Here is a 22083-nt window from a genome sequence, read left to right as displayed (position 1 = left end):
CCCGACGCGTCGACGGCGAGCACCGTAACCGAACCGCTGGGCGGTACGGTGCTCGCCGTGACCGCACACGATCACCTCTCCGGTGTTGCGCCCACCGGCTCGCTGGCCGACGGCCCAGTGGCGGTGCTGGCCAATCCCGCCGCCGGTCGGGGCCGGTACCGCGCACTGCTACCCACCGTCCTGGAGCGGCTCGGCACCGCCGGCCGGGAGGTACGGCTGCTCGACGCCCGTACCGTCGACGAAGCGCAGGCCGCCTGCCGGACGGCGGTCCACGACGGCGCCGCAGCCGTGGTGACCGTAGGCGGCGACGGCACCGTGCACGTGGCGTTGCAGGCGGTCGCCGGCACCGGCGTGGCCTTCGGGCCGGTGCCGGCGGGGACCGGCAACGACTTCGCGGTGGAGACCGGGTTCCCCGCCGACCCGCTGGCCGCGGTCGACGTGATCACCGCCGCGTTGGCCACCGGGCGTACCCGCCCGGTCGACCTCGCCCGGACGACCAGTGCCGAGGGCGGCGAACGCTGGTACGGCGCGGTGCTGGCCGCCGGCTTCGACGCGATCGTCAACGAGCGGGCCAACCGGATGCGGTGGCCGCGTGGCCCCCGCCGGTACGACATCGCGATCCTGGTCGAGTTGGCCCGGCTGCGGCCACGCCGCTACACGTTGCGCCTGGACGATGTGGAGCATCAGCTGGACGCGGTGCTGGTGGCGGTCGGAAACTGCGCGAGCTACGGCGGCGGGATGCGGATCTGCCCGGCGGCCGACCCCACCGACGGACTGCTGGACGTGGTGGTCGCCGGGGCAGTCGGTCGGGGCACCCTGGTACGGATCAAGCCACGGGTCTACCGGGGCACCCATGTGGAGCATCCGCAGGTGCACAGCTATCGCGCGCGTACCGTCGAGTTGCAGGCCGACGGCATCGTCGCGTACGCCGACGGGGAACGGCTGGCCCAGCTACCGGTGACCGTGACCGCCGTGCCCGGTGCGCTGCACCTGCTACGTTGACCCGGCGCCCGGCGGCTGGCGGCGGCGGGCGACCGCCAGCAGGTGGCTGCTGGCCCCGAGCAGGCTCGGTTCGGCCTCGATGTCGCGCAGCCTACGCAGGAGTAGTTCGGTACGGCCGGTGTCGGCGAGTAACTCCGCCAGGCGCGAGTCCGCCAACCACACCGGACCTTCGACCGCCACGATGCGTTCCAGGTCCAGTCCCGCCTCGGCGACCTCGTCGGCGATCTCCTCGGGGCGGTGGAAGTAGGCGGTGGTAAACCAGGTCCGATCGGCGCTCTCGTCGTTGGCGTGTACCCCGTCGGTGAGCGCACGATCGACGATCGGGCCGTACTGCGGATCGTCGAAGTAACCCTTGGTGAAGCCGTCGAACAGGGACGCGAACCGGCTGATCGTCGCGGCCACGACCGGACCCCCGGGGCGTACCACCCGGGCGGCCTCCCGCCAGGCCTGAACCCGCTCGACCCGGCTGACCAGGTGGTACAGCGGGCCGAGCAGCAGGACGGCATCCGTACTGCCGTCAGCAGCGGGAAGTGCCCGGGCGTCACCCACGGCTGCGGTGACCCCCGGGTGTCTCCCGGCCGCCGCTACCTGCTCCGGCACCGGGTCCACCACGTGCACGGTGTAACCGGCGGCGGCCAGCGGCTCGGCGTAGACCCCGGTCGCGCCGCCCACGTCCAGCACCTTGGCCGGTGCGGTCGGCAGCACCCGGCTCAGCACGTCCCAGGTGCGCAGGTACTCCCACCTGCCCTGCCCCTCGGCGAGGCGGCTGTGCTCACCGCCTTGCCGATAGAACTCCATGATCTCGTCGCGCAGCATGACGAGAGCATGGAGTTACCGACGTACGGTCAGCAACCGAATACCCTTCGGCGAACATGCTCCACCGGACCGACCTGGCAGCGGACCGAGCCTGTCCGATGGTTGACCGGGCCTACCGGCTCATCGTCCGGCCAGGGCGATGTCCAGCACGGCGGTCAGCCCGTTGGCCAGGCCGGCTTCCGCAGCCGGCAGCACCAGCACGGCGAGGCCGGCCCGTACCGCCCCCGCGTCCGCCGGAGTGTCGCCGACCATCAACGCCCGTTCGGGCTCGACCCCGAGCATCCCGCACGCCCGGTAGAAGATTGCCGGGTCGGGTTTGCAGCGACCCACCTCGTACGACAGCACGAAGGCGTCGATCAGGTCGGTGAGCCCCCAGGCGTCGAAGAGCGGCCGAATGTCGAACCCGATGTTGCTGACCACCGCCACCGGCACGCCGGCCGCCTTCAGCGCGGTCAGCGTGGCGGCGGTGTCGGCGTACGGCAGCCAGCCCTCGGGGCGCAGCAGACGCTCGTACAGGGCCTCGGCGAGCCCGTCGACGCCCGTGTCGACCGTGGCCGCCAGCCCGGTGTAGGCCTCCCTATGGGCGGACGGGTAGAGATCCCGGTCGGCCCACACCTCGGCCAGGTGCGGCGGGACGCGAGCCGGTAGCGGCCCGCCCGCCCGCCCGGCGGTGAGCAGCCGGTCGGCCAGTGCGGTGGCTCTGGCCCGTTCCAGGGTGGCACCGCACGCGGTGGCACCGGCCAGGACCCAGGCGACCGGGTCTTCCACCTGGGCCAACGTGCCATGGAAATCGAAGAGCACGGCGTCGACCGGGCGGCGCGGAAGCGCCGGGCGGGCATCGCTGGCGGTTTCGCTCGTCGTACGAGACTTGGGTGGTTCGAGATGGTCCGGCACGCCGAGCACCCTACCGACCGGGTCGGACGGGACCGCTCGACGGCCTGCCGCGTGGATCCGGCCGGCACGCATTAATCTTGGGGGTATGTCGAGCCCCGCCGAGCGGTACGCCGCGGCGCGCCGCCGGGCCGCGCAGGCCAGTACGTTCCCCGCCCTGGACGAGTTCGCCCTCGACCTCGGGTTTGACCTTGACGATTTCCAGCGGGAGGCATGCCAGGCACTGGAACGTGGCAGCGGGGTGCTGGTGTGCGCACCGACCGGTGCGGGCAAGACCGTGGTCGGCGAGTTCGCCGTACACCTGGCCCTGTCCCCGACCCCGGCGGCAGCCTCGGCCGGCACCACGACGGCGATCGGCGTCCCGGCCGGCTCGGCGGGCACCGCACCGATCCGCAAGTGCTTCTACACCACCCCGATCAAGGCGTTGTCCAACCAGAAGTACCACGACCTGGTGGACCGCTACGGTGCCGACCGGGTCGGACTGCTGACCGGGGACAACGCAATCAACGGCGACGCGCCGGTGGTGGTGATGACCACCGAGGTGCTGCGCAACATGCTCTACGTCGGCTCAGCCACCCTGGAGGGCCTCGCCTACGTGGTGATGGACGAGGTGCACTACCTCGCCGACCGGTTCCGGGGCGGGGTCTGGGAGGAGGTGATCATCCACCTTCCGCCGTCGGTGACGCTGGTGTCCCTGTCGGCGACCGTCTCCAACGCCGAGGAGTTCGCCGAGTGGCTGGTCACCGTCCGCGGGGAGACCGAGGTGGTGGTCAGCGAGCACCGGCCGGTGCCGCTGTGGCAGCACATGCTGGTCGGCCGCCGGATGTTCGACCTGTTCCACGACGCGGACGCGGCCCGCAAGCACGACGTGCATCCGGAACTGCTGCGCTACACCCGGGAGACCATGCGCCGGCTGGAACTCGGCGACGCCGCCTCCGGCGGGGCGGGGCCGGGTTGGAACCGTCGCGGCCCCCGCTGGCGTGGCCCGCTCCGGGCCGACGTGGTCGAACGGCTGGACCGGGAAGGACTGCTTCCGGCGATCCTGTTCATCTTCAGCCGGGCCGGCTGCGCCGCCGCCGTACAGCAGTGCCTGGCCGCCGGGCTGCGCCTGACCACCCCCGACGAGCGGGCCGAGATCCGGCACGTGGTGGAGAGTCGGATCACCACCATCCCCGGTGAGGACCTGTCGGTGCTCGGCTACTGGGAATGGCTCGACGGACTGGAACGGGGCCTGGCCGCCCACCACGCCGGCATGTTGCCAGCGTTCAAGGAGGTGGTCGAGGAACTGTTCGTACGGGGGCTGGTGAAGGCGGTCTTCGCCACCGAGACGCTGGCCCTGGGCATCAACATGCCGGCCCGGTGCGTGGTGCTGGAACGGCTGGTCAAGTTCAACGGCGAGGCGCACGTCGACCTGACGCCGGGGGAGTACACCCAGTTGACCGGCCGGGCCGGTCGGCGGGGCATCGACGTCGAGGGGCACGCCGTCGTGGTGTGGTCGCCCGAGGTCGACCCACGGCACGTCGCCGGTCTGGCGTCCACCCGTACCTATCCGCTGCGGTCGAGTTTCCGACCGTCGTACAACATGGCGGTGAACCTGGTCGGCTCGGTTGGTGCCGAACCGGCCCGGGCGCTGCTGGAATCGTCGTTCGCACAGTTCCAGGCCGACCGGTCGGTGGTGGGGCTGGCCCGACAGGTGCAACGCAACGTCGAGACCATGGAGGCGTACGGCGTCGAGGCGCAGTGCCACCACGGCGACTTCGACGGGTACTTCGCCCTGCGGGTGGCCATCGCGGACCGGGAACGGGCGCTGAACCGGCAGGGGCAGGCACAGCGCAAGGCTGACGCCATCGCCGCCCTGGAGCGGCTCCGGATCGGCGACGTGATCCGGGTGCCGTCGGGCCGTCGGGCCGGTCTGGCAGTGGTGCTCGATCCCAGCGGTGGTGGTTTCGGAGAGCCCCGACCGCTGGTGCTCACCCAGGACCGGTGGGCCGGCCGGGTCACTCCGGCCGACTTCACCACCCCGGCCGAGGTGCTGGCCCGGATCCGGGTGCCGAGGCACTTCAACCCGCGCTCACCCGCCGCCCGACGGGACCTGGCGGCGGCCGTCACCGCGACCGGGCTGGACCGGCACCCGCGCCGCCGGGGCGGCCGGTCCCGGACCAGCGCCGAGGACCACCAGCTCACCCAGTTGCGTACCGAACTGCGCCGGCATCCGTGCCACTCCTGCCCGGAACGGGAGGAGCACGCCCGCTGGGCGGAGCGGCGTCGACGGCTGGAGCGGGACACCGACGAGCTACGTCAGCGGGTCGCCGGCCGTACCGGATCGCTGGCCCGTACCTTCGACCGGATCTGCGCGCTGTTGACGGCCCGGGGCTACCTGTCCGGCGAGGGAGAGGTGACCGACGCGGGTCGGATGCTCGGACGGATCTGGACCGAGGCGGACCTGCTGGTGGCCGAGTGCCTACGGCGGGGAGTGTGGGACGGGTTGAGCCCGGCGGAGTTGGCCGCCGCGGTCTCGGTGATCGTGTACGAGGCCCGGCGGGACACCGACGAGCGTGCCTCCGTACCCCGGGGCGGGGTGTCCGAGGCGGTCGACACGACGCTGAAGCTGTGGGCCGAGCTGGAGTCGGACGAGGCAAGCCGGGGCCTGGACGTGACCCGGGAACCGGATCTCGGTTTCGTCTGGCCGATCTACCGCTGGGCGCGTGGGGAGGCACTGGCGAAGGTGCTGGCCAGCGGCCATGATCTTGACGGCGAAATGCCGGCCGGGGACTTCGTCCGCTGGGCCCGCCAGGTGGTGGACCTGCTCGGCCAGCTCGCGGACTCCGGCGGAGCGTCGAGTGACCTGCGGTCCACGGCCCGGGCGGCGATGGCGGCGGTGAACCGGGGGGTCCTGTCCTACCACGCCGCTTCCTGACCCCATGAGCCGACCGGTCGGGGCGCTGACTGCGGGTGGACCCGAACCGGCCGGGTCAGGCGTGCCGTTCAGTCCTGGCTGCTGATCGCGTCCACCAGACGGCGGCAGGATCCGGCAAGGTTCCACTGCTCGGCCAGGGCCAGCAGCCGGTCCTCGTCGACGGGGGCCGGGGGCAGTGCGGTGGCCAGCTCCGGCAGCGGCACGTCCCGGGCGACCCGTACCACCCGGGGGGCGACGGCCAGGTAGTCCCGGGCGGCCAGCAGCTTGGCCCGCAACCCTGCGGCGAAACCGGCCGTCGGATCGTCCAGGGCAGCCAGGATGCCGTCGAGACTGCCGTACCGGTCGATCAGGCGGGCGGCCGTCTTCTCCCCGACGCCGGTCACACCGGGCAGACCGTCACTGGGGTCGCCGCGGAGTGCGGCGAAGTCCGCATAGCCGGCGGCTGGCACACCGTACTTGGTCCGCACGGCGACGTCGTCGCAGTCCTCCAGCTTGGCCACGCCCCGTCCGCAGTAGAGCATCCGGACGCCGCGAGCGTCGTCGACGAGCTGGAACAGGTCACGGTCGCCGGAGACCACCTCGATGGGCCCGGGTTGGGTGGTCGCCAGCGTGCCGAGTACGTCATCGGCCTCGTAGCCGTCGGCCCCGATCGCCGGGATACCGACGGCGGACAGCACGTCGAGCAGTAGCGGCACCTGGGGGACCAGGGTGTCCGGAACCACCTCTCCGCCGGCCGGTGCCAGCCGGTGAGCCTTGTACGACGGCAGCAGGGCCACCCGCCAGGCGGGACGCCAGTCGTAGTCCAGCGCGCACACCAGCCGATCCGGTCGGCGGTTACGGATCAGCGTGGCCAGCATGTCCAGGAAGCCGCGTACGGCGTTGACCGGGCTGCCGTCGGGTGCCCGGGCAGCCGACTCCGGAATGCCGAAGTAGGCCCGGAAGTAGAGACTCGGGGCGTCGACGAGAAGCAGGGGACGTGGCTCGTTCACACGACACAGCCTCGCACAGCGGTGTGTCAGAGCCGACGTGGCGCGGCTACGGCATTCCGACTGATCAGGGCGTCCCAGCCGGCCGACAGGTTGCGGACAGGTGCTCGTGTGTCGGTTCACAGGAGTTCACAGCTCGTTCAAAGCTCGTTTTGACGTTAACCGGTTTCGCTTGATCTCCGCAGTTGTTGGAGAGGAGACGGAACCTGATGCGCTTCACGCTCGGCCGCCGAGCCAGACAATCCGACGCCGTTTCGGCCCGCTTCGCCAGGGACGACCCGGGGCCGGCACCTCCTGTTCCTGGGACGTCGCCGCCCCCGGCGGACGGACCGTCCCGGTCGGCGCAATCCGACACCGACCAGGCTGGCCACTCCCTGCGTGCTCCGAGCAAGTTGCACGCATTCAACCGGTACGAGGTCAAGTATCTGGTGGATGCGGCGATGGTGCCGGTGCTGCGTGACGAGTTGGCCAACCGGATGGACCGGGACAGCCACGGCGTCGACGGTGGTTACGGCGTGTGGAGCGTCTACTACGACACCACGCAACTGCGGTTCTACTGGGAGAAGATCGAAGGGCTGAGGTTTCGCCGCAAACTGCGGGTCCGCCATTACGGTGACCGGTTCAGCATCGGTGACGACACCACCGTCTACGTCGAAATCAAGCAGCGGGTCAACCGGGTCACCCAGAAGCGGCGGATAGCCCTGCCCTATCACCTCGCCCGGCAACTCTGTGACGGGCGCAAGATGATCGAGCACGCTCCCGGACAGCAGGCGTTCGCGGAGGAGGTGCTCGGCCTGGTATCCGGCCTGGACCTACGGCCGGTGGCGATGACCGGCTATCAGCGGCAGGCCTTCATCGGGCGGGAGTCGGATCTCGGTCTACGGGTGACGCTGGACCACCGGGTACGGGGACGGGACCGGGACTTCCACCTCGGTGCGGATTCCGAGAACCGGCTCATCATCCCACCGTCCAAATCCGTCATGGAGGTCAAGGCCAACGAACGGGTCCCGTACTGGCTGACCGATCTGGCGGCCAGAAGCAATTTGTCGGTGGTACGGGTGTCGAAGTACTGCCAGAGCGTCGAGGCTTTCGGCCGTGCACCCCGGTCGATCTTCCATATTTCTGACGATGCTGACGGCGAAGTGTCGTTGGCCGAACCCCGAAGCGAGGCATGAACAGCAATGGACTTCAACGTTCAGGATCTTTCCGGCACGTTCAGTGTCGGTGACATCGCGATTGCCCTCGCCCTGTCGTTCGTGCTGAGCTCGGTGATCGGCTGGATCTACCGCGCGACCCACCGCAATGTTTCCTACAGCCAGTCGTACGTCCAGACCCTGGTCATTCTCGGAATGCTGGTCTCATTGATCATGCTCGTGGTCGGTTCGAACATCGCCCGCGCCTTCGCGCTGGTCGGAGCATTGTCGGTGGTGCGGTTCCGTAACGCGATCAAGGAAACCCGGGATGTCGGGTTCATCTTCCTCGTCATGGGCGTCGGAATGGCCTGCGGCACCCGGTTCTACACCCTCGCGGTCGTCGCTGCCGTGGCGATCGGCCTGGTCATTCTGGTGATGTACCGGTTCAGCTGGTTCCAGCTGAACGTGCAGCGGCAGGTGGTCAAGGTGCAGGTGCCGCCGACCGGTGACCACACCGACGACATCCAGGACGTGTTGCTGAGGCACACCTCGGAGTTCGAGCTGGTGAGCCTGGAGTCGATCCGTGGTGGGGCACTTACCGAGCTGCTGTACTCGGTGCGGCTGAAGAAGGGCGCCAAGCCCGGGGACCTGATCGCGGCGTTGAGCGAGCGGACCGCTGGGCAGCGGGTGACCGTACTGACCGGCTACGACCAGACGGACCTGTAATGATCGCGCCGATGCCGGCTACCAGCCCGCCTCCGACGCCTCGACGATCGATGATCCGACGGCTCAAACACCGTGTCCCGGTACGGCTGCGGCACTACTGGAAGCTGCTGGTGGTGTGCGTCGCCTTCCTGACCGTACTCACCCTCGTGTTCGGCAGCGGTCGGGTCCGTCCGTACGTCACCAGCGCCAGCGATGCCACCGGTGACGAGGTCACCATCGACATCGCCGGGGGTCGGGACCTGTTCGATGCGAGCACGGCACACAGCATCTCGCTGACCTTCCGCGACTCGGACTACCAGCGGATGCTCGACAGCTACTTCGACGACGGCGAGAAGGTGTACGTCGAGGCGGACCTGGTGGTCGACGGTACGGCCGTACCGAGTGTGGGGATCCGGCTCAAGGGCAACTCCACCCTGATGGGCCTCACCCGGGACGGTAAGTCGCGACAGAGTCAGGGGGGTGCCGGACCTGGCGGTGGCCGACCCGGCGGTGGTGTCCGCCCCGAGGGCGGTATGCCGGATGGTCAGCCACCCGGGGGTAACCCGCCCGATGGCCAGCCGCAGACAGGTGACCAGCCGCAGACCGGTGGTGGCCCGGCCGGGGGCGGGCAACGTCCGGGTAGCGGCGGGCCCGGCCGGGCGTCCCTGGCGGCCGAGGAGCCCGAGGACCTGCCGTGGCTGATCAGCTTCGACGAGTTCGTCGAGGGCCGGCGCTACCAGGGGCATCAGGAGATCGCGGTACGGGTCGGCGGGATGGGCGGTGGTTCCACCGTACTCAACGAGGCTCTCGCGCTCTCGTTGATCGACCTTGCCGGGGAACCTGCCCAGCGATACGCCTACAGCTCGTTCTCGGTGAATGACCGGCCCACCACCGCCCGGCTCATCGTGGAACATCCGGACGAGCACTTCGCCGACGAGTTCGAGTCCCCGGGCGTGCTGTACAAGTCGTTGAGTACCAGCCGGTTCGAGTACCAGGGCGAGGATCCGGTCGACTACCAGGACGACTTCAAGCAGATCAACAAGAAGGGGAGCCAGGACCTGCAACCGGTGATCAACCTGATCAAGTGGGTCACCGAGGCCTCTGACGAGGAGTTCGCGGCCCGGCTCGCCGATCACGTCGACGTGGCGTCGTTCGCCCGCTACGTCGCATTGCAGAACCTGCTGCTCAACTTCGACGACATGGCTGGCCCGGGTCGCAACTACTACCTCTGGTACGACCTGGGCACGAAGAAGTTCAGCGTGATCAGTTGGGACCACAACCTCGCCTTCAGCGGCAGCGCGACGCGGGGACCGCACGATGCCGGAACGATGGGAGGCCCTGGCGGCGTGGGCGGTCCGCCCGGTGGCATGGGGGCTCCGCCCGGTGGCGGCGCGGAGCAGCAACCCGCCACCGGAACACCGCCGCAGTTTCCGCAGGGAACGATGCCGGGTGCTGGTGACGATGGGGCGGCCCGGCCGGGTGGGCAGGGCCGGCAGAACGGGCCCATGATGGGGCACGAGCTCAAGGAACGGTTCCTGGAGAACTCCGCCTTCACGGAGGTCTACGAGGATGCCTACCGCGAGCTCTACCAGCAGCTGTACGGCAGCGGCCGGGCGCTGAGCGTGATCGACGAGGTTGCCGCGGTTCTGGCGACCGTCGATGGTTACCAGGCCGAGACGGTCGCCGCCGAGGTCAAGCAGATGCAGACCCTCATCCAGCAGCGTACCGAGAGCCTGGCTGGCCACGAGGTGATCACCAAGGGCTAGTGCGCTGGGCGGGGCAGCTCGACAGCCTCCGCAACGGATCCACTGACTGCCCGACGACCGCATCCGGTCGTCGGGCAGTCAGTGGTTGGCCCGCGACGACCAGCACCGGTCCGTCCTGCCGCCGGCTGGGCGGGGATGGCAGGCTGGGGGTGTGTACCAGGAGACGGTGTCCCATCAGGTGGCGGGCGCGATGCTGTGGTCCAGCACCCGGTCGGACGAGTCCCTGCCCGGCCGGATACTGCCCGACGGGTGCATGGATCTGATCTGGTCGGCACACGGCGGCCTGCTGGTGGCCGGTCCGGACACGGCCGCCTATCTGGACGACGGGCCGCCGGGCGCACGCTACTTCGGCCTCCGGTTCGCACCCGGCGCCGGCCCGGCCGTGTTGGGGATGCCGGCCAGCGAACTTCGCGACCGGCGCGTTCCGCTGTCGGCGGTCTGGGCGTCCTCGCTGGTCCGGGAGTTCGAGGAGCGCGTGGCGACGACCCGTCAGCCGGGCCGGCTACTGGAGTCCATCGCGCGTGACCGGTTGCGTGATCATGGCGGACCCGACCCGCTGGCCGCGCTCGTGGTCGAGCACATCGCCGCAGGTGACGATGTCGCGGTGACCGCCGCGCAACTCGGTCTCGGCCCACGCCAACTGCATCGTCGTTGCCAGGCGCTCTTCGGCTACGGACCGAAGATGCTGACCCGGATCCTGCGGATGCAACGCGCCCTGGCGCTGGCCCGCTCCGGGGTGCCGGCCGCCGAGGTCGCCGTCCGGAGCGGGTACGCCGACCAGCCGCACCTGTCCCGGGACGTGCGAGCGTTGGCCGGCGTACCGCTCGGGGTGCTGGTCGGCGCCCGCTGAGCCGTGTTCGCTGACCAGCACCCGTTCAGTCGGTGCTGGTCGGGTTGGGAGCGAACAGGTCGATGCCGTTGCCGTCCGGATCGTGTAGTACCGCGTACCGCTGGCCCCAGAAGGCGTCGAAGGGCTTGAGCTCTCCGTGGTAGCCGGCGGCGGTCATTTCGGCGTACACCGCGTCCACCTCGGCGGGAATGTCACAGGCGAAGGCGAAGCTCGGGCCGCTGGCACCGCCGTCAGTGGGGGGCGGGGTCCAGCCCGGGTGGAAGGAGCGGATCACGTCGAAGGTGTCCCAGGCCATCCGCAGGCCGCCGGGCAGGGTCACCTCGACGTGCGACTCGGTGTCGGCGCTGGCCGGAATGTCCAGCCCGAGCTTGCGGTAGAAGGCGAGGGAGCGGCCCATGTCGGCGACTGCCAGGCCGATCAGGTCGAATCTAGGTGCCATGCGACCAACGTAGCCGTCCGTGATCGGGCCCGTCTTGAACGAATCGGACACATGGCACCGGTTCTGGTGTGCCTCTGTGGCCGGCCGATCTCCGGCGTACGGTGGGCTTATCGGCACGTGAACGATGATTGTTCAGGATATGTCGGGCGGCCTGTGGCCTCTTTCTCCACCTGCCGTCCCACGTACCAGGTCATGCCGTCACCGATGCGGGCGGATGCGGCGCGGCTCTGGGCGGGCTCTTCCCAGCAGCGAAGTGACTGGCAGTGACTGGAAGGAGGTGGCCGAGATGGACCTGGCCTATCTGGATGCCGGATCCGGCAGTCTGATCGTGCAGGCCGTGGTCGGGGGCGTGGCCGGCGTGGCGGTGGCGACCAGACTCTACTGGCGTCGCCTGGTGGCACGGTTCCGCAAGTCCCCATCGACCAATCAGGCTCCAGCAGCCAACCAGGACTGAGTCGGGTCCGGCTCATGGTCTCGCATCCCGTCGCACCCGACGCCGGACACCGGCCGGAGCCCGGTTCGTTCCGTGACCCGGCCAACCGGGTCTTCTACGCCGGGGAGCAGGTGTTGCGTGGGCTCGGTCCCCGGGCGGCCGAGGACTGGCAGGCCCTCGCCGCCAGTGACTTCTTTCCTCCGCTGCTGGCCGCCGGCAAGATCTGCGGTACGGAGGCCACCGAACCGACGGCGATGCTGTCCACCGGGGTGACCGGCTGGACCACGGTGCTGCGCCACGATCGGATTCCGTTCGTCTCGTACCCGTACGAGTGGTCGTTCGCGATGCTGCGCGATGCCGCCCTGCTGCACCTGGAGATCCTCGACGCCGCGCTCCCCGCCGGGTTCACCACCAAGGACGGCTCGGCGTACAACCTCCAGTGGCGCGGGGCCGCCCCGGTGTTCATCGACGTGGGCTCGTTCGAGCCGGCTCGCGACGGTGAACCGTGGGCCGGTTACCGACAGTTCTGCCAGACGATGCTCTATCCGTTGCTGCTGCAGGCGCATCTCGGCGTGGACTTCCAGCCCTGGTTGCGGGCCCGGATAGATGGCATCGAGCCGGGGCAGCTGCGGCGGATCCTCCGTGGCACCCGCCGCTTCTCCGCCGGCGTGCTCAAGCACGTCCACCTGCACGACACGATGCAGTCCCGGCACGCGAGCGCCAGCACCGGGGAGGTACGGGACCAGCTGCGGGCGGCCGGTTTCTCCCGGGAACTGGTGCTGGCCACCGTCCGCGCGGTGGCCAAGCTGATCCGCCGGTTGGACTGCCGGCCACCGGACAGTCACTGGTCGGACTACCAGGAGACATGCGGCTACTCGACCGACGACCGGGCCGCCAAACAGCGATTCGTCGACGCCGCACTCGTCGAGGCCGGTATGCCGGGGCTGGTGCTCGACCTCGGAGCCAATGACGGCACCTACTCGCGTATCGCTGCCCGACGGGCCGGATACGTGGTGGCGGTGGAGAGCGATCCGGCCGTCGTCGACCAGCTCTACCAGAGGCTGCGCGCCGATCGGGAACAGCGGATCCTGCCACTGGTGATGGACCTGGCCGACCCGTCGCCGGGTGGCGGCTGGCAGGGGACGGAACGGGCCTCGTTCGCCGACCGGGCCGACGCCGACGTGGTGCTCGCCCTGGCGGTCATCCACCATCTGGCGATCGGACGCAACGTGCCACTGGCCGCGGTGGTCGACTGGCTGGTCGGCTTCCTACGCAGCGCCGGGCCACGCGGCCGGCTGGTCGCCGAGTTCGTGCATCCCGAGGATCCGATGGCGCGCCGCCTGCTGGCCAACAAGCCGGCCGGGTTGTTCCCGGACTATCGGCGCGACGAGTTCGAGCGGCTGCTCGGGCAGCGGTGCGTGATCGCCCGCCGGGAGGAGCTGCCGTCGGGGACCCGTACCCTGTATGTCGGGATTCCGCGTGGCTGAGACGGCTGCCGACCTGGTCTCCGCAGCCGGACCACCGTCGCACCGGCGATCCGAACTGCGGGCGGCGCTGGAGATCACCGCACTGTGTGGCCTCGTCGTCACCCAGCCGCTGCTCGACATCACCGGACGCAGTCCCGACTTCTTCCTCTTCCACGGGGCCGGCACCCGCGACATCCTGCTCTTCGTGGCGATGTGCGCCCTGGTGCCGCCGCTGGTTCTGTGGGGGATCGGCGTGTCGACCCGGCTGTTCGGCCCGGCCACGAGGACGGCGACGCACACGGTGACCGTCGTGGTGCTGGTGACCGGGCTCGCGACCCAGGTGGGTAAGCAGTTGCTGCCGCTTCGGGGCGTGCCGCTGGTGCTGGTCGCGATCCTGGTCGGCGTCGCCGGCGGGTACGCCCACTGGCGCTGGTCGGCACCGGGCCAGCTGCTCAGATTCGCCTCGGCCGGACCGCCGGTCTTCGTACTGCTGTTCGTGTTCGCCTCACCGGCCGCCACGGTGGTGCTGCCGGGCGAGCGGGCCGGGGCGGGTCCCGGAACGGCCCGGGCGGCCGGACATCCACCGGTCGTGCTGATCGTGTTGGACGAACTGCCGCTGACCTCGTTGCTCGGGCCGGATGGGCGCGTCGACGCGCGGCGATATCCCAACTTCGCCCGGCTGGCAGGCCAGTCGACCTGGTACCGCAACGCCACCGGGGTCAGCGGTTGGACGCCGTATGCGCTGCCGGCGATGCTGACCGGTCGATACCCCACGACCGGGGGCGCGCCGCACTACTCGAAGTACCCGGACAATCTGTTCACCCTGCTCGGCGGCCTGTACGACATTCGGGCACAGGAGAGCATCGCCCAGCTCTGCCCACCCAGCCGGTGTGGCCCGCGGAGCGCGACGGCGGGTTCCGGTCTGCCCACGCTGCTACGGGAGAGTGCCGGTCTGCTGGTCCGCTTGCTGTCACCGACCGACGACGACCGTGACCCGACAGCCTCGTACCGGGAGGTGACCCGGGAGGCGGCGAAGCGCGACGACCAGCAGCCCGCACCCACCGATCCCCGGTTCCGCTGGGACACCCTGGACGACAACCAACCGGCCCGGTTCAGCGAGTTCCTCACCGGGCTGCGTACGGCCCCGTCGGCCCGTCCCACCCTGAACTTCCTGCACCTGTTGATGCCGCACAGCCCGTGGAGCTACCTGCCCTCGGGCGTCCGGTACGACGCACCGGAGGGCCTGGCCAACGACGGCGACGGTTGGGTGACGCTGGCGTACGAGCGCCATATCGCCCAACTCGGTTACACCGACCGGTTGATCGGTGAGACGCTGCGGGCCCTGGCGGAGAGCGGCGGCTGGGACGACTCCCTGGTGGTGGTGACCGCCGATCACGGGGTGAGCTTCACCCCGGGTGCACAGGGGCGGGGACTGGACTCGGTACAGCGGTCACCGGCGGAGGTGCTCTGGGTGCCGATGTTCGTCAAGGAACCCGGCCAGCGCAGTGGCCGGGTCGACGATCGGAACTGGGAACACGTCGACCTACTGCCGACCATCGCCGACCAGGTGAACATCAACGTGCCGTGGCGGGTCGACGGACTCTCGGCAGCGCGGGGCACTCGGGACCGGACCGACAAGCACTACTACGACGAACCGGGCCGGCGGATCGTCGTACCGGGTCCGCCCACCTTCGCGGCCGTGATCGGCGGTGCGGTCACCCCGCCGGCCAAGCCGGACCTGGTGGGCCGGTCCGTCGCCGAGTTCCCGGTGGTCGACACGGGTACGACGGCCAGGGTGGCGAACGTCGCCGCCCTCGGCCGGGTCGATCCGACCGAGGGCAAACTGCCGGCGTTGCTCTACGGAACGGTGCCGGATTCGGTTCCGGACGGCACCCGGCTGGCGGTCGCGGTCAACGGGCGGATCGGGGCGGTCGTCCCGATCGTGTCGCCGGACCCGCAGGGACGCCGGTTCGCCGCGCTGGTCGGGGACGATGCGCTGTTCAATCCGGGGGCCAACCGACTTGAGCTGTTCGAGGTGGCCGACGGTACGTCCACCCTGCGACGGCTGCGCCTGTGAGCGCCACGGCACCCCTGTTGACCTGGTGAATCGGCCTCGGGGTGACGTATCCCTCACCGCGAGGCCATGACGGGAGGTAGGCAGCGCCCGCGAATTACGGTAAAAGCGAAGGCAATTCAGTGAAAATCTTGCCGGCGAAACGAGGATTAGATGACGGAAGTCAAGCTCGAGCACCCCCGAGGGCAACTTTCGATGCCGGTGCACCCTGCTGTCGAAGGCCCCTCAGGCATCGGCACGGGCAAGCTGTTGAAGGAGACCGGGCTCGTAACGTACGACCCCGGCTTCGTCAACACCGCCGCGTGTTCCTCGGAGATCACCTATATCGACGGCGATGCGGGCATTCTGCGCTACCGTGGCTACCCCATTGAGCAGCTGGCCGAGAAGTCGACGTTCCTGGAGGTCTCCTACCTGCTGGTCTACGGCCAGCTGCCGACCGAGCAGCAGCTAGCGGACTTCGCCGAGCGCATCCGCCGGCACTCGCTGCTGCACGAGGAGATGCGTCGCTTCTTCGACGGCTTCCCGCGTGACGCGCACCCGATGGCGGTGCTCTCCTCCGCGGTGAGCGCGATCTCCACGTTCTACCAGGACAGCCTGGACCCGTTCGACCAGGAACACGTGGAGATCTCCACCATCCGACTGATGGCGAAGGTCCCCACGATCGCGTCGTACGCCTACAAGAAGTCGATCGGGCAGGCGATGCTCTACCCGGACAACTCGCTGGGCTACGTCGAGAACTTCCTGCGGATGACGTTCGGTGTGCCGGCGGAGCAGTACGAGGTCGACCCGGTGATGGCGAAGGTGCTGGACATGCTCTTCGTCCTGCACGCCGACCACGAGCAGAACTGCTCCACCTCGACCGTTCGGCTGGTCGGCTCCAGCAACGCCAACCTGTTCGCCTCGGTCTCGGCGGGGGTGAACGCACTGTTCGGACCGCTGCACGGCGGTGCCAACCAGGCGGTTCTGGAGATGCTGGAGCGGATCCGGGTCGAGGGCGGCGACGTGCAGTCCTTCGTACGCCGGGTCAAGGACCGTGAGCAGGGCGTCAAGCTCATGGGCTTCGGGCACCGCGTCTACAAGAACTACGACCCGCGCGCGGCGATCGTGAAGCAGGCCGCGCAGGACGTGCTGTCCCGGATGGCCAAGCCGGACCCGCTGCTGGACATCGCGATGCAGCTGGAGGAGATCGCCCTCGCGGACGACTTCTTCGTGTCCCGTCGGCTCTACCCGAACGTCGACTTCTACACCGGCCTGATCTACAAGGCCATGGGATTCCCGACGAAGATGTTCACCGTGCTGTTCGCGCTCGGCCGGCTGCCCGGCTGGATCGCCCAGTGGCGCGAGATGATCTCGGACCCGGAGACCAAGATCGGCCGTCCCCGGCAGATCTACACCGGCTCGGACGAGCGGAACTACCAGCCGATCGACGAGCGCTGACCCGGTCCGGTACGGCCGTCGACCCGGCAGGGCGGCGGCCGTACCGGCGTCAGCCACCAACCAGGGCGGTCAGCCGTCGGCCAGGGTACGGAAGCTTGCCGCCAGCCGGCGCAGCCCTTCCGCTATCCGGTCCCGTTGGATCGAGCCGTAACCGAGCACGATGCCCGGCTGGGAGACCCGCCCGGCGTGGTAGTCGGCGATGTCGCGTACCAGGACGCCGGCCTGCCCGGCGTGGCGGAGCACCGCGGCGATGTCGACCGGCGCGGCCGGGTCGAGCCGGGCGGACAGGTGCAGCCCGGCAGCGGAAGGTACGGGCTGGAGCCATTCGCTGAAGTCCCGCCGCAGAATCCCGACGATGCGGTCGTGCCGGGCCGCGTACTCCCGGTTGGCCCGGCGGACGTGCCGACCGAGCAGCCCTTCCTCGATGAAGCGGGCCATCGCCGCCTGGGTGGTGAGGTCACCGTGCCAGTCGGTGAGCTGCTTCGCGAAGCGTAGCGCCGGACGTAACGTGGCCGGTGCCACCAGGAAACCGAGCCGCAGCATCGGCAGCATCACCTTCGAGAAGGAGCCGACGTAGACGACCCGGCCGCTGTGGTCGAGGCTCTGTAGGGGTTCGAGCGGGCGGTCGTCGAACCGGAATTCACTGTCGTAGTCGTCCTCGACGATCACCGCGCTGTGTCGTTCCGCCCAGTCGAGCAGCGCGGCACGGCGGGCCAGGGACATGGGGATGCCGACCGGGAACTGGTGGGAGGGCGTGGTGTAGACCAGTCGCGTGTTCGGGGGGATGGCGGTGACGTCGAGTCCCTCCGCGTCGACCGGTACGCCGACGACCCTGGCACCCAGCGACTGGAACAACAGGCGGGCGGCTCGATAGCCCGGCTCCTCGACCACCACGCAGTCGCCCGGCTCGATCAGAACCCGCCCGATGACGTCGAGCGCCTGCTGGGCGCCCTGGGTGACGATCACGTCGTCGGCTCCCGCCCGTACCGACCTGGAGACGCCGATGTGCCGGGCGATCGCGGTCCGGAGTCTGGTGAGCCCGGCCGGCTCACCGTAGGTCCGACCGGGCAGGGCACTGGCCCGTAGCTCACCGGTGACGATTCGACGCCAGGTCTCCAACGGGAAGAGCCGCTGGTCGGGGATGCCCACGTCGAAGTTGTAGTCCGGTTCGACCGGCCCGGCGGTTTCCGGTACGGGGACCGACGTCCAGTGCCGGCGGGGCCGGACGTCCGTCCCGCTCGGCGCGTTGCGGCTGCGTACCCGGCCCAGGGGCTGGTCACAGACGAACGTGCCGGAGCCGACCCTGCCGATCAGGAACCCGTCGGCGGCCAGCCGTTCGTAGGCGGCGGCGACAGTGTTGCGGGAGACGTCGAGCCGTTGGGCCAGTTCGCGGGTCGGCGGCAGGCGTTCGCCGGGCCGGAGCCGTCCGTCCAGTACCGCGTCGAGGAGTTGGCGGTAGATCCGGGCGGCCAGATCGCCCCGGCCGCCGAGGCTGACGTGGAAGTCCATCGGCCAAACCTATATTGGCCCAATCAAGTAGCCGTGAATTGGATCTAAGACAGCGCCAATGTGCCACCTAGCCTGATCTTCGTACGCCTTGCGGGGGCAGGCGGGCCAGCTCATCCTCCTGTCCCGGCGTCGACCAGGAGGATGAACGTTGACTGTCGTAGACATGTGGTTCGATCCGATCTGCCCGTGGGCCTGGATCACCTCACGTTGGCTGCTCGAGGTGGAGCGGGTACGTGACGTTCGTACCCGCTTCCACGTGATGAGCCTGACCGTGCTCAATGAGGGCCGCGAGGACCTGCCCCAGTGGTACCGGGAGTTCCTGAGCCACGGGTGGGGACCGGTGCGGCTGGCGATCGCCGTCGAGCAGAAGTACGGCAACGAGGTGCTGCGGGACCTCTACACGGCGCTCGGTGACCGGATCCACCACGCGAAGATGCCGGTCGGTCACGACCTCTACCTTGCGGTGCTGACCGAGCTCGGCCTGCCGTCGGAACTCGCCGCCGCGGCCGAGACCACCGAGCATGACCAGGCCCTGCGGGCCAGCCACCATGCCGGGATGGATCCGGTGGGCGACGAGGTGGGTACCCCGGTCATCCACACACCCGGTCCGGATGGCCGGCCGATCGCGTTCTTCGGGCCGGTGGTGACCCCGATCCCGCGCGGTGAGGCCGCCGGGCGGCTGTGGGACGGCGTGCTGCTGGTCTCCGGCACCGACGGGTTCTACGAGCTCAAGCGCACCCGTACCCGGTCGCCGAGCTTCGACTGACGACATCGGAAGAAGCCGACCGACGAGACCGGGAGAGAAGAGAGCCATGAGTGGCATGACGGTGCCGCAGGGGGCGGCGTTGTCGATCGGCGCGGTGCTCGGCACCGGAGTGATCGCCCTACCGGCGCTTGCGGCGCAGATCGCCGGTCCCGCCGCGCTGTTGGCGTGGCTAGCGTTGATCATCCTGTCCGTGCCGCTGGCGGCCACCTTCGCCGCCCTCGGCACCCGGAACGCCGATACCGGCGGGGTCGCCACCTACGTGCGCCGGGCGTTCGGCGTCCGTGCCGCCACGGTCGTCGGCTGGTGCTTCTACTTCGCGGTTCCCGCCGGTGCGCCGCCCGCAGCCATGTTCGCGGGCGCCTACGTCGAGTCGGTGCTCGGTGGCGGACAGCGTACGACGTTGATCACAGCGGCCCTGCTGATCGTGTGTGTCACCGCGACCAACGCCGGTGGGCTGCGGGTCTCCGGACGGGTGCAACTGGCCCTGGCCGGACTGCTGGCAGTGCTGCTGCTGGTCGCCATGGTCACCGCCCTGCCGCATGCCCGGCTGGAGAACCTGCAACCGTTCGCGCCGAACGGCTGGCTTTCGGTGGGCGTGGCGGCAACCGTGCTCGTCTGGGGGTTCGCCGGCTGGGAGGCGGTCAGTTCGCTGGCCGCGGACTTCCGCCGTCCCGAGCGGGACCTGCCCCGGGCCACTGCCGTCGCCCTCGTGGTCGTCGGCGTGCTGTATCTCGGCGTCGCCGCAGCCAGTGTGCTCGTGCTCGGTGCGGCCACCGGATCCACCGAGGCCCCGCTGGCGGAACTGCTGGTGATCGGTGTCGGTGGTGAGGCACGAGTGCTGACTGCGGCGGTAGCCGTCCTGTTGACCCTGGGGACCATGAACGCCTACTTCGCCGGAGCGTCCCGGCTCGGTGCGGCACTGGGGCGCGACGGTGCACTACCTGGCTGGTTCGCCCCGGGCAGTGCGGTGGGACAGGTGCCGCGCCGCAGCCTGCTGGTCCTCGCCACCCTGGCCGGTCTGTTCCTGGCGGTGGTGGCGGTGACCGGAATCGGATCGACTCTGCTGGTACGACTGACCAGCGCTTCGTTCACCCTGGTGTACGTGCTGGGAACAGCTGCCGCCGTGCGTCTGCTTCCGCGCGGTAGCTGGTCGCGACGCGCGGCGGTGCTGTCGTTCGGCGCGGTCACGGCCCTGCTGCTGATGACCGGGGTGTACGTCCTGTGGACGTCGACCGTTGCCTTCGCCGCCCTGGTCTACGCCAGCCGTCGCCGGGGCGGCCGAGGGGCGACCGGTCTCACGGTTGCCCGGCCCGAGCAGTCTCGCGGGAAGCTGAGCCGAGCAGCCTCGCGGTAGGCCGGGCCGACCGGTCTTCTGGTCAGCCGGCCAGCGGCCACTCGTGTACCGGCTGGTTGCTGTGCATGAGAGGGATGTAGCGGCGCAGGACCTCGCGTAGAGCCGCCGGGCGATCAAGGTTTCCGTCGTCCAGCAGCCGGTGCAGCGTCGCCACCTGCCAACTTGCACCGTTACGGCCGGTCAGGCAACGTTGTTCGATGATCGCCAACAGTCGGTCCTGTTCACTGTCGGCCAGCCCCAGTCCGGTCAGGCCCTCCCTGGCCAGCGGCAGCAGTCGGCGTAGGACCAGTTCGGCGACGGGGAGATAGCCCAGGCCCGGCCAGTAGACCTGGGCCGTGATGCCGTACCGGGCGCAGGTGTGGAAGTTCTCCTCGGCGGCGTTGAACGACATCCGGGACCACAGTGGGCGTTCGGCCTCGGCCAACGCCCGTACCAGACCGAAGTAGAAGGCGCTGTTCGCGATCGTGTCGATCACGGTCGGGCCGGCCGGCAGCACCCGGTTCTCCACCCGCAGGTGCGGCCGGCCGTCGACGACGTCGTACACCGGGCGGTTCCAGCGATAGATCGTGCCGTTGTGCAGCCGCAGCTCCGACAGGGTGGGGATCTCGCCGTGGGCGAGGGTCCGGGCGGGGTCGTCGTCGTCGCAGACCGGCAGCAGGGCGGGGAAGTAGCGGATGTTCTCCTCGAACAGGTCGAAGACCGAGTTGATCCAGCGCTCCCCGAACCAGACCCGGGGACGTACGCCCTGGGTCTTGATCTCATCCGGCCGGGTGTCGGTGGCCTGTTCGAACAGCGGGATCCGGGTCTCCCGCCACAGTTCCCGGCCGAACAGGAAGGGGGCATTGGCGCCGAGCGCGACCTGGATGCCGGCGATGGCCTGAGCGGCGTTCCAGTACGCGGCGAACTGGGCCGGACCGACCTGTAGGTGGAGTTGCGTGCTGGTGCATGCCGCTTCCGGGGTGATGGTGTCGGCGGTCGTGTTTAGATGGTCCACCCCGTCGATGTGGATCTGTAGATCCTCTCCCCGGGCGGCGAAGATCTGGTCGTTGAGCTGGGCGTAGCGCGGATTGGTCGACAACGTCCGGGCGGTGAGGTGGTCGGCGTCCAGGGTCGGCAGGATGCCGATCATGACCATTCCGGCGCCCACCGCCCGGGCCTTGCGCTCAGCGGCGTTGAGACTGGCCCGGATGTGTTCCTCGTACTCCGCGGTGCCGGTGCCGGCCAGCAGTCGTGGCGCGATGTTGATCTCGACGTTGAACTGGCCGAGTTCGGTCTGGAAGCTGGGATCCGCGATGGCCGCCAGCACGTCCGCGTTACGCATCGCCGGCATCGCCCGCTCGTCGACCAGGTTCAACTCGATCTCCAACCCGGTGGTCGGCTGTTCGAAGTCGAATCGCGCCTCACGCAGCATTGCCGCGAACACGTCGAGGCAGGCGTGGACCTTCTCGCGGTGCCGGGCGCGGTCCTCCCGGGTGAAGGTCTGTGTGCCGACGTCCTCGCCCATGCTCACCGTCCCCGTTACCGCCCGGATGACCTCCA

18 protein-coding genes are annotated in these 22083 nt (G+C 69.6%); 12 read left to right on the top strand and 6 right to left on the bottom strand.

What is annotated here, in order from left to right; translation table 11 throughout:
• Nucleotides 1-57 precede the first annotated feature (57 nt).
• On the top strand, nucleotides 58-1002 hold the full coding sequence (locus tag ACFQ4H_RS11850) for a diacylglycerol kinase (protein ID WP_377570054.1): 945 nt from the start codon (nucleotides 58-60) through the stop codon (nucleotides 1000-1002).
• On the opposite strand, the gene ACFQ4H_RS11845 is transcribed toward ACFQ4H_RS11850, so the two are convergent.
• The gene (locus ACFQ4H_RS11845) at nucleotides 994-1818 is read right to left on the bottom strand and encodes a class I SAM-dependent methyltransferase (RefSeq protein ID WP_377570053.1); all 825 of its coding nucleotides are present in this window, start codon (nucleotides 1816-1818) and stop codon (nucleotides 994-996) included. The two genes, ACFQ4H_RS11850 and ACFQ4H_RS11845, sit on opposite strands and share 9 nt — an antisense overlap.
• A gap of 120 nt (nucleotides 1819-1938) precedes the next feature.
• Entirely contained in the window at nucleotides 1939-2712 is a 774-nt protein-coding gene (locus ACFQ4H_RS11840) for an HAD family hydrolase (RefSeq protein WP_377570050.1), read from the bottom strand.
• Between the two features lie 85 nt (nucleotides 2713-2797).
• On the opposite strand from ACFQ4H_RS11840, the gene ACFQ4H_RS11835 reads away from it, so the two are divergent.
• A complete protein-coding gene (locus ACFQ4H_RS11835) occupies nucleotides 2798-5626 on the top strand; it encodes a DEAD/DEAH box helicase (protein WP_377570048.1) in 2829 nt (942 codons plus the stop codon).
• Nucleotides 5627-5694: 68 nt separating this feature from the next.
• Here ACFQ4H_RS11835 and ACFQ4H_RS11830 read toward each other — a convergent pair whose 3' ends face one another.
• Entirely contained in the window at nucleotides 5695-6645 is a 951-nt protein-coding gene (locus ACFQ4H_RS11830; protein WP_377570165.1) for a 5'-3' exonuclease, read from the bottom strand.
• A 176-nt stretch (nucleotides 6646-6821) separates the two neighbouring features.
• Between ACFQ4H_RS11830 and ACFQ4H_RS11825 the strand changes: the two genes are divergently transcribed.
• From ACFQ4H_RS11825 to ACFQ4H_RS11810, 4 genes are all read left to right on the top strand, one after another.
• Nucleotides 6822-7787: a polyphosphate polymerase domain-containing protein gene (locus ACFQ4H_RS11825; protein ID WP_377570046.1), complete on the top strand. Its 966-nt coding sequence runs from the start codon at nucleotides 6822-6824 to the stop codon at nucleotides 7785-7787.
• Nucleotides 7788-7793: 6 nt separating this feature from the next.
• Nucleotides 7794-8471 carry a DUF4956 domain-containing protein gene (locus ACFQ4H_RS11820; RefSeq protein ID WP_377570045.1) on the top strand — a complete coding sequence of 226 codons (678 nt, stop codon included), beginning with the start codon at nucleotides 7794-7796 and terminating at the stop codon, nucleotides 8469-8471.
• A 50-nt stretch (nucleotides 8472-8521) separates the two neighbouring features.
• Nucleotides 8522-10216, top strand: a complete 1695-nt coding sequence (locus tag ACFQ4H_RS11815; RefSeq protein ID WP_377570042.1) for a CotH kinase family protein — start codon at nucleotides 8522-8524, stop codon at nucleotides 10214-10216.
• Nucleotides 10217-10367: 151 nt separating this feature from the next.
• The gene (locus tag ACFQ4H_RS11810) at nucleotides 10368-11066 is read left to right on the top strand and encodes a helix-turn-helix domain-containing protein (RefSeq protein ID WP_377570041.1); all 699 of its coding nucleotides are present in this window, start codon (nucleotides 10368-10370) and stop codon (nucleotides 11064-11066) included.
• Nucleotides 11067-11091: 25 nt separating this feature from the next.
• Here the strand turns inward: ACFQ4H_RS11810 and ACFQ4H_RS11805 are convergent, their stop codons facing one another.
• Entirely contained in the window at nucleotides 11092-11505 is a 414-nt protein-coding gene (locus ACFQ4H_RS11805) for a VOC family protein (protein ID WP_377570039.1), read from the bottom strand.
• Between the two features lie 253 nt (nucleotides 11506-11758).
• On the opposite strand from ACFQ4H_RS11805, the gene ACFQ4H_RS11800 reads away from it, so the two are divergent.
• The 4 genes from ACFQ4H_RS11800 to ACFQ4H_RS11785 all read left to right on the top strand — a co-directional run bounded on the left by ACFQ4H_RS11800 (nucleotide 11759) and on the right by ACFQ4H_RS11785 (nucleotide 16915).
• The gene (locus ACFQ4H_RS11800) at nucleotides 11759-11959 is read left to right on the top strand and encodes a hypothetical protein (RefSeq protein WP_377570177.1); all 201 of its coding nucleotides are present in this window, start codon (nucleotides 11759-11761) and stop codon (nucleotides 11957-11959) included.
• A gap of 14 nt (nucleotides 11960-11973) precedes the next feature.
• A complete protein-coding gene (locus ACFQ4H_RS11795) occupies nucleotides 11974-13425 on the top strand; it encodes a class I SAM-dependent methyltransferase (protein WP_377570036.1) in 1452 nt (483 codons plus the stop codon).
• Nucleotides 13403-15481 (top strand): sulfatase-like hydrolase/transferase, encoded by a 2079-nt coding sequence (locus ACFQ4H_RS11790; protein WP_377570034.1) that lies wholly within the window; start codon nucleotides 13403-13405, stop codon nucleotides 15479-15481. Before ACFQ4H_RS11795 ends, ACFQ4H_RS11790 begins: the two co-directional genes overlap by 23 nt.
• A 150-nt stretch (nucleotides 15482-15631) precedes the next feature.
• Entirely contained in the window at nucleotides 15632-16915 is a 1284-nt protein-coding gene (locus ACFQ4H_RS11785) for a citrate synthase (protein WP_377570033.1), read from the top strand.
• Between the two features lie 69 nt (nucleotides 16916-16984).
• On the opposite strand, the gene pdxR is transcribed toward ACFQ4H_RS11785, so the two are convergent.
• Nucleotides 16985-18424: a MocR-like pyridoxine biosynthesis transcription factor PdxR gene (gene pdxR / locus ACFQ4H_RS11780; protein WP_377570032.1), complete on the bottom strand. Its 1440-nt coding sequence runs from the start codon at nucleotides 18422-18424 to the stop codon at nucleotides 16985-16987.
• Between the two features lie 163 nt (nucleotides 18425-18587).
• Between pdxR and ACFQ4H_RS11775 the strand changes: the two genes are divergently transcribed.
• Together ACFQ4H_RS11775 and ACFQ4H_RS11770 are read left to right on the top strand one after the other, a co-directional pair.
• Nucleotides 18588-19190 (top strand): mycothiol-dependent nitroreductase Rv2466c family protein, encoded by a 603-nt coding sequence (locus ACFQ4H_RS11775; RefSeq protein ID WP_377570164.1) that lies wholly within the window; start codon nucleotides 18588-18590, stop codon nucleotides 19188-19190.
• 46 nt (nucleotides 19191-19236) lie between these two features.
• A complete protein-coding gene (locus ACFQ4H_RS11770; RefSeq protein WP_377570031.1) occupies nucleotides 19237-20544 on the top strand; it encodes an APC family permease in 1308 nt (435 codons plus the stop codon).
• 22 nt (nucleotides 20545-20566) lie between these two features.
• Here ACFQ4H_RS11770 and ACFQ4H_RS11765 read toward each other — a convergent pair whose 3' ends face one another.
• Entirely contained in the window at nucleotides 20567-22048 is a 1482-nt protein-coding gene (locus tag ACFQ4H_RS11765; RefSeq protein ID WP_377570029.1) for a glutamate--cysteine ligase, read from the bottom strand.
• Nucleotides 22049-22083 lie beyond the last annotated feature (35 nt).

Origin of the sequence: Micromonospora sonneratiae, from assembly GCF_042679305.1 — a bacterium.
GTDB classification, from domain to species: domain Bacteria; phylum Actinomycetota; class Actinomycetes; order Mycobacteriales; family Micromonosporaceae; genus Micromonospora_H; species Micromonospora_H sonneratiae.
This window is presented reverse-complemented; position numbering and strand designations above follow the sequence as displayed.